Origin of the sequence: Collinsella sp. AF15-51 (genome assembly GCF_003462845.1) — a bacterium.
In the GTDB taxonomy this organism is placed as follows: domain Bacteria; phylum Actinomycetota; class Coriobacteriia; order Coriobacteriales; family Coriobacteriaceae; genus Collinsella.
In genome coordinates, this window is record NZ_QRYG01000034.1 from 1 (window position 1) to 7,911 (window position 7,911).

The 7,911-nt window shown below is 57.4% G+C and carries 7 protein-coding genes; all 7 read right to left on the bottom strand.

Annotated elements, in window-relative coordinates; all coding sequences use genetic code 11:
* Positions 1–116: 116 nt before the first annotated feature.
* On the bottom strand, positions 117–716 hold the full coding sequence (locus DWW51_RS10035) for a tRNA (cytidine(34)-2'-O)-methyltransferase (RefSeq protein WP_117774400.1): 600 nt from the start codon (positions 714–716) through the stop codon (positions 117–119).
* A 95-nt stretch (positions 717–811) separates the two neighbouring features.
* Positions 812–1,942, bottom strand: coding sequence for a GTP-binding protein (locus DWW51_RS10040; protein ID WP_117774401.1), 1,131 nt, complete (start codon positions 1,940–1,942; stop codon positions 812–814).
* A gap of 86 nt (positions 1,943–2,028) precedes the next feature.
* Complete coding sequence (locus tag DWW51_RS10045; RefSeq protein WP_117774402.1) at positions 2,029–2,370, bottom strand: arsenate reductase family protein; 342 nt, start codon at positions 2,368–2,370, stop codon at positions 2,029–2,031.
* A 184-nt stretch (positions 2,371–2,554) separates the two neighbouring features.
* On the bottom strand, positions 2,555–3,178 hold the full coding sequence (locus DWW51_RS10050) for a flavodoxin family protein (protein WP_117774403.1): 624 nt from the start codon (positions 3,176–3,178) through the stop codon (positions 2,555–2,557).
* Between the two features lie 111 nt (positions 3,179–3,289).
* Positions 3,290–4,819 (bottom strand): diguanylate cyclase domain-containing protein, encoded by a 1,530-nt coding sequence (locus DWW51_RS10055; protein ID WP_117774404.1) that lies wholly within the window; start codon positions 4,817–4,819, stop codon positions 3,290–3,292.
* Between the two features lie 155 nt (positions 4,820–4,974).
* Positions 4,975–5,892 (bottom strand): EAL domain-containing protein, encoded by a 918-nt coding sequence (locus tag DWW51_RS10060; RefSeq protein ID WP_117774405.1) that lies wholly within the window; start codon positions 5,890–5,892, stop codon positions 4,975–4,977.
* A gap of 6 nt (positions 5,893–5,898) precedes the next feature.
* Complete coding sequence (locus DWW51_RS10065; protein ID WP_117774406.1) at positions 5,899–7,254, bottom strand: diguanylate cyclase domain-containing protein; 1,356 nt, start codon at positions 7,252–7,254, stop codon at positions 5,899–5,901.
* Positions 7,255–7,911: the final 657 nt, after the last annotated feature.

Genomic DNA, 7,911 nt, shown 5'->3' on the forward strand with positions numbered 1-7,911 from the left:
CCTCGCGGTGACATCGTTTTTATGTCAACCTTGGTCTAACAGAGCCAAACAATTTGTCAAGGGTTAGAGGGTTTGAAAATCTACCATTTCTACCCCGTCCCCAAATGGCAGGTTTGCTACATGCCGGCAAAGCCTGTCTGACGCAGGGCCTCGTAGAGGACGATGGCGGCGCTGTTGGAGAGGTTGAGTGCGCTGATGCGGTAGTCATCCGGGTTGACGAAGTTGCCGCAGATGTCCTGTTGAAGGATGGCCTCGTGGCTGTTCTCGGTATGCCCGAGCGACTCCTCATGAGCCTCCCAGGCATCGGCGTTATCGAGTGAGTCGCAATCGCGTAGCATGGGGATGCGCTCGCAGCGTTCGGACGCCGCGGCAAGCAGTGGCTCGGGAATCCCCGAGCTCTCGCTGCCAAAGACCAAAAAGTCGCCGTCGCGGTAGGTGCTTTGCGCATAGGTACGGCGCGCCTTTTTGGTCAGCAGGTGCAGGCGTTCGTCGGCGGGGGAGAGGCCGTTGCGCGCAAGGAAATCCTCCCAGCCGGCATAGGTCGTCACGTCCAAGTTTTGCCAGTAGCCCAGACCGGCGCGACGCACCGTCTTGTCGTCGAGCGAAAACCCCAGCGGCTCCACCAGATGCAGACGGGCGCCGGTAACCACGCAGGTGCGGCCGATATTGCCCGTATTGGCCGGAATCTCGGGCGCATACAGCACAATGTTGAACATGAATCTCCTTGGCTCAGAACGAAAAACCACCACGAAGGGTACCTTCGTGGTGGTTTGGTGGTTACGTAGGCGGAAAAATGCCCGCTTGGATAAACCTAGGCGCGGTGCCAGTCGGTCAGGCAAGCATCGAGGGAGGCGATGAGTGCATCCTTGTCCATGTGACGGCCGATGATGCACAGGCTCGTCATGCGGTCGCCCGTCTCGTCGTCCCAAATTTGCATGATCTCGGGGTTCTCGTCGATGATCTTCTGCTTCTCGCCCTCGGGTGCGGAATCAACAAACAGGCCGTTCTCCATCAGGCGCATCTGGTGGCCGGCCTGCTCAAACATGTAGCACATGTCCGGATTGCTGGCCTGCCACAGCGGACCCTTGACGCGAATGACCTCGTCGGGCCACTCTTGCTCAACAAAATCGGTGAACTTTTGCAGGTCAAACGGCTTGCGGCGCGAGTACACAAAGGTGTCGATGTCGTACTCGAGCACCTCGGGGTCGTCGTGCTCCTCGGGATGCTCCATGGCCTCGATCCAAGCGGCGGAGTTGTAGGCGCGCATAAAGTCGAAGCGGCCGGTGTCGAGCAGCTCCTCCATAGGAACCTCGCCGTTTTGGGCCTCGACAATCACGGCGTCCTTCTGCAGGCTGCGCACGATGGCCTTGAGCTCGGCGATCTGCTCGGGGCTCACGGTATCGGTCTTGTTGAGGATGAGCGTGGAGCAGAACTCGATCTGCTGGATGAGCAGGCTCTCGATGTCGTCCTCGTCGATATCCTCTGCCAGCAGGTCGCGGCCTCCGTTGAACTCGTCGTACATGCGGGCGCAATCGACCACGGCCACGATGTTGTCGAGTGCGAGCTTGGGCTCGCCGCCCACCTTGGCCTCGTCGCAGAAGCTCGAGATGGTGTAGGCGATGGGGATAGGTTCGCAAATGCCCGATGCCTCGATAATGATGTAATCGAACTTGCCCGAATCGGCGATGCCCTCCAGCTGGTTGGCCAGGTCATCCGAAAGCGTGCAGCAGATGCAGCCGTTGGTGAGCGGGATGAGGTCGTCGGTCTCGGAAAGGCCGCCGTCGGCGATAAGGCTGGCGTCGACGTTGATCTCGCCGATATCGTTGACGATCACGGCGGCGCGGATGCCGCCGTCGTTAGCGAGGATGTGGTTGAGCAGCGTGGTCTTACCGGCACCGAGGTATCCGGTAAGCATGATGATCTTCACGGGTTTGTTGGGCATGTGCCCTCCTTTGTTAGACATGGTTTACAGCTGAATCATATGCCAAACGCCTGCTCTTATACCCACGCGCCGGTAAATAACACAGGCTACTCCCAGGCTCCCCACACGTCCGGGCAATAGCCGACGGTTGCCTTCTTGCCGTTGCGCACAATGGGCTCGGCCAGGACCTGCTGATTCTCGAGCAACTTATCGAAGCGCTGGCTGGGGGTAAGGTGCTGGATGAGCGCGAGCGTCTCCTCGTCCCTGGCTTTGGGGTTGAGTAGCTTGTCGATGCCGCCGACTGCCTGCATCACGCTCGTGAGCTCGCCCTTGCTCATCTCCTTTTCCTTAAGGTCGATAAACTGCACTTTAATGCGACGCTCTTTGAAGAAGCGCTGTGCCTTCTTGGTATCGAAGGACTTTTTGGTGCCAAAAATCTGGATATTCATTGTTTGGTTCCGTCGTTCTAACGAACGGCGGTCACCTCGACGCTGCGAAGCCATCTGACGGGCAATCTGCCTTTCAATCGTCGGACGCGGGCAAAAGCCCAGCGTCCTCCTCTTTCAAGGCACCTTGCCTCGTCAGTTGACTTCTCGCTGTCGTTGTCAAAACATCGAGGCGCCCGTCGTTGGACTATCGGATAAAGTTGGTCCTAGCGCGATCGGCTTCGGGGGCCTCGATGCCGGCTGCCTGTCCTGCTTCGATACAGCACAGGAGCCAGGCCATGTTCTTGCCGATGTTTCGCATGGTGGCAAGGCCTTCGGCATCCTGGGCGGTCTCGCCCGGCATGGCACCAAAGACGTTGTTCCAGTACGTGGAGGCGACCACGGGCATCTGGTTGATGGTGAAGTACTTGTTGAGCACGTCGAACGTGGTTGACGTGCCGCCGCGACGGGCAACGGCGACAGCGGCGCCCGGCTTGTGCGCAAAGGCTTTGCTGCCTGCATAAAACGCGCGGTCGAGGGCCGAAAGGATGCGGCCGCTGGGGTGCGCATAGTAGACGGGCGAGCCAAAAACAAAGCCGTCGGCTTGTTCGGCGGCAGCGATGAGCTCGTTGACTACGTCGTCGTCAAAGGTGCAGCGGCAATCGAGCTTGCCGCACTGGCCGCAGCCGATGCAGTCGCGGATGGGCTTGGCGCCCAGCTGAAACACCTCGGTATCGATGCCCTCGGCCCTGAGCTGCTCGGCGACCTCGGCAAGTGCGCGGGCAGTGTTGCCGTTTGCCTTGGGGCTGCCATTGACTAAAAGAACCTTCATCACAAACTCCCTCTGCTGTCGGTGACTTCTGCGGAGGATTATCGCACGAGCGGGTAGATGGCGTGGGGCGCGATGTGAAGCGGCTTGTGTTTCACATCGCGCCCCGCAGCGCTAGTCCAGCTTGGTGCCCGGTACTTGCGGCGCCTCTTTAAGCCGCGCTTTGAGCTCGTTCAAAATGGAAACGGGCTGTCGGTCGACGCCGTCCAGATGGAGCGTGGCCACGCGAATGGGCGGCTGATATTCAAGCGAGCCGATGAGCACGGGAGAGCCCAGGAATCGTTCGATTTCGCTTGCGAGCTCATCGATTGCCTCGGGGCCGAGCTCATCGAAGAGTGCCACGAACGTTGGTCCCGTCGAGCGGAACAGGCGGCCCTTGCCGCGCGAACAATCCATGAGGCAGGCGGCGCTTTCGGCGAGCACGCGGTCGCCTGCATCGAATCCAAAGCGGGCATTGACCTCGGCGATATCGTCGACCTTAATGGCGATAAAGCCTGCCTTGCGCGCCACGCGGCGCATCTCTCCAATAGCGTTGATCAGGGCGTGAATATCGCCCAGACCGGTCACGGGATCGGTCGCATCTGCCAAGCTTCGGTTGATGATAATGCCAACGTACATGTTAGGCTCGGTATCGGTGCCGTCCAAGCGGTAGCCCGTACAGTCGCAAAGCGCGTATTTTCCAGTGGCATCCATGACGCGATACTGCATGTAGTGGAAGTGCCACGTGCCGCTGGCCACCATATCGAGCTCGGCGCGCACGTTGTCGCGGTCCTCGGGATGAACGCGGGCAAGCCACATCTCGACCGAATGATAGGGGTGCTGGGAGGGCAGGTCAAAATCGCGCACGGCATTAACCGACCATTGCGATTCGCCGGTATCGAGGTTGAGGATGAATGGATAGCGCGTTTCGGAGCTCATGGAGATTGCTTGGAACACCCGGTCGTTGCACGGAAACTGCTCGGCGATTGGGTGCTGCGGCGCGTCACTGTCTTTCGGTTGCTGCACACGATGCATAAGCTTATAGCGATACATCTTGCGATCGGCATCCATCGTCATCTGGCGACGCGTGTCGCCTGCAAGCGGGTCGACGCGCGAGCAGCCAAAACTAAAACTAGAGATCATGGGCGCTTTATCGTCTGATGTCGCCTCGATAAGGTCGGCGCGTACCCGCTCAAGGCGCTGCTCGAGCTCGGCTTCGCCTGTCGTGGGGGATACGAGTACAAATTCGTCTCCACCGATGCGGAACAGCATCTCATTGTGCTCCATGGTTTCAGTGAGCGCGCGGCAGATGCTCCGAATATAGCGATTGCCCTCGGCGTGGCCAAACCTATCGTTGCAGTGCTTGAGGTGATCGATATCAATATAGGCGCAGGTGAAGGGAGTGCCTTTGAGCCAGAGCTGATCGACATGGCGATCGAGCCCGCCACGGTTGCCTAGATTGGTGAGCGAATCGATATGGGCGCTGCGCTCAAGCAGCTCGCGTTCTTGTTGCAGGATGGCGAGCGTCTTTTGGAGCTGCTCACCAATGGCGCGCAGCTCCGTGGGCAGCGCGGCGATATCGAGCTTGTCAGTTGAGGCCCCATTCGCAAGTCGCTGAAGATGGGTGATGATTGCTTGCTCACCCAGGCGATACGACTCATTCATGATGGATAACCTCTCTCGGGGGGGCTCTCTCTCGGGGCCTCCCTCGGGGGGAACAACGGTTTACATCATATCCCCAATTCGATTTGGATTGGGGATATGAGTTAGCCGATGGGGACAAAAACCCCTTCGGCGGCGGCGTTTTGCGCGCGAACGTATCAGTTGTCGTTACCGTCATCGAGCAATACCTCAAAATCTTTCGCCGGCATGGGGCGGTAGTAGAGGAAACCCTGAGCGTAGCGGGCACCCATGTTGCGCAGCATGTTGGCCTGCTCATTGGTCTCGACGCCTTCGATCACAACGGGCAGATGGAGCGACTGCGCCATCTCGAGCATCGATGAAATGATGTGCGCACTACGGCCTTGATCGCCGTCGACGGGCGCAAACGTGCGGTCGAGCTTGATGACGTCGACGTTGACGTTCTTGAGCATCGCGAGCGTGGACTGGCCGGTGCCAAAATCGTCCATATAGGTCGAGAAGCCGCGGGTGTGCAGGTCGGCCGTCAGCTTATCCACGGCCTCGGACTCTCCCGTATAAGCCGTCTCGGTGATCTCGATACGCATGAGCTCGGGCGGTAGGTTGTATTGGGCGGCAAGCGCCCCCATATGTTCGGCAACGTCGCAGGCAAGAATATCCACGCGCGACACGTTAAGCGAGATCGGAACCACGCGAAGCCCCCGATCTATACGCTCGCGCAGCCACATGGCAACGCCCTGCCAAACGTATTTGTCGAGCGTCATCACAAAGCCGCTTTCCTCGAGAGCGGGGATAAAGGTGGCGGGCGAAATGAGGGAGTCGTCCTTGTCGATCCAGCGCGTGAGTGCCTCGGCGCCAATGATCTCGCCGGTTTCCATGTCGACCTGGGGCTGCAAGTAGTAGGTAATGCGGCCGTTTGAGAGCGCGTACTGGAATTCGGTCAGCGTGCGGTGGAACGCGATTTCGCGTTCGTACTCGTCGGGGCGGAAAATGGCAATGCGCTCCTTGAAGTCGCTTTTCGCGCGCCGATTGGTAAACATGGCCTTGGCCTGCGCATCGATGGTGATTTCCTCGCTGGGGTCGATGGGAAAAACGCCCATGGACGGTCAGAAACCCACGCCGTTATCGTGCTTGGCCACGGCCTCGCGAACGCGGCTATAGATTTGATGGACGGTGTCGTGCTCAAAGGGGATGAGTATGCAAAAGTCGTCTTGGCCCCAATACCCTGCGACGCCCATGTCGGCATTCTCGATGTCTTTGAGGACCGTGCCCACGTCGGCGAGCGTGCGGTCGCCCTCGACCTGTCCGTGCCATTCATTAAACAGGCGCATGTGGCCCATGTCGACCGTGGCGACGCACCAGGTGCCGTCGCGCCTTGTCTTGAGAAATGTATTGGCGCGCCGCATAAACTCACTGGGTCGATAGAGGCCCGTGAGCGAGTCGATGCGTTCGGCTATGGCGCTTTTACGCTCAGCCTCGGGTATGGGGAGGCTGTCGTTGGGAACAAGTCCGCCGGCCGTGCGAAGGCGACGGTCGAGTTCGCCTAAAACGGCGGTCGTCTGATGGGTTAAGTGCTCGTAAAAGGCCGGGACGACAAGACAGACGGGAGTAATGGTGTCGCCTGCGATTCGAATAGGAGCGAAAACGGCCTCTTTAAGGTGGCGGGTCAGTTGCTCGAATGCCTCGCGGCCCAAATCGTTGCTGAGCACGACGAACTGGACGCTTCGTGAACGGTAGACGCGACTCCTGCCGCGGGTGATCGACAGCATGCGGCCTGCGTATTCGGCAAGCATGTTGTCGACAGCCTCGGCCCCGTAGAGCTCGTTGAGCTTTGCCGTGCCACGAACGCGCACCGCTATAAGGCCCGTCTCGCAACGGTCGCGACGGCAGGCATCGATAGCGTTGACCAGCATGCGCTGCGTTCCGAGGCCAGTGGCGGCGTCGACGGTTTCGACAAGTGAGTGGTTGACGAGCTCGCCGACGTAGAGCGAGGGGACATTTCCGTCGCCATCGATACGAAACCCGCGAGCACGGCAGAGGACGTAGCCGCCGGCGGCATTGCGTACACGGTACTGCATGACTCGACGGTGCTTGGTGCCGTTATAGACTTGGTCGATGTCGTCGATACAGGCTTCAAGGTCATCGGGATGGACGCGCGTTTTCCAGTAATCGCGGTAGTTGTCTATATGCTCCGAAGGAAGACCGAGATCGCGCAAGGCACCTTGCGACCAAAGGATGCGATGTTTGTCCAAGTTCTCGATAAAGTAATAACGGCCTTCGTTGAGCATCGAAAACGCGTCGAAAACGCGGTCGCTTATTTCGAAGTCGTCGGCGTGGACTTGCGTGATATTGCGTCGATCAAGGTGCATGGCATGACGTAGCTTGTAGTCGTACATGCGATGATCGGCATCGAGCGTCATGCGATTGGAGGCTTCGCCCAGGGCGGGGTCGGCGTGTGACACTCCGTAGCTAAATGCTCATGTACGGTAAGGAAGCAAGCAACCGAAAACAAGAGATAGACCGCCAGCACTACACTATTCCGAACCAAAGACCAAAAGATAAGCATTGTGGGAAAATCTAAACTTTTGGATTTTCCTACAATGCCGACTACGGCGGAATCCTTCCCACTCCTTATATCTTTATTTCCGTATACATTGAATTTGTATTTAGTAAATGCTATAATGTCCCTATTCAAATTATAAATGTGTTGAATTAGTTACATGTACATATTTTTTGTGCCGCATAAATACCCTATTGAGGTTGTCGTTCTTTGTCCAGATGTGGAAACAATAAAAGGAAGGGAACGATACAGGGAGAAAACAGGCTATTCCGGCTTTACGGTTGAAACCTTATACGATACATTTATGCAGACAACACCACGGATCGGCTTTTGGCTGGACAATTCCAACCAAACACCACAGCAGACAGCAGAAACCATTCTGAACGCCAGAAAGTCGGTATGATTGTTACATATAAGGGGAAGAAAAATTTCTTTTAGGTACTTTCTTTCCTAAAACTAATGTGATATAATAGCATTATTCCAAAAAAGGAGTAAAGGAGTAAAAAAATAGGCTCTGTTAGACCAAATTTGACACGATCGGCTGTTCGTCGAACCGGAA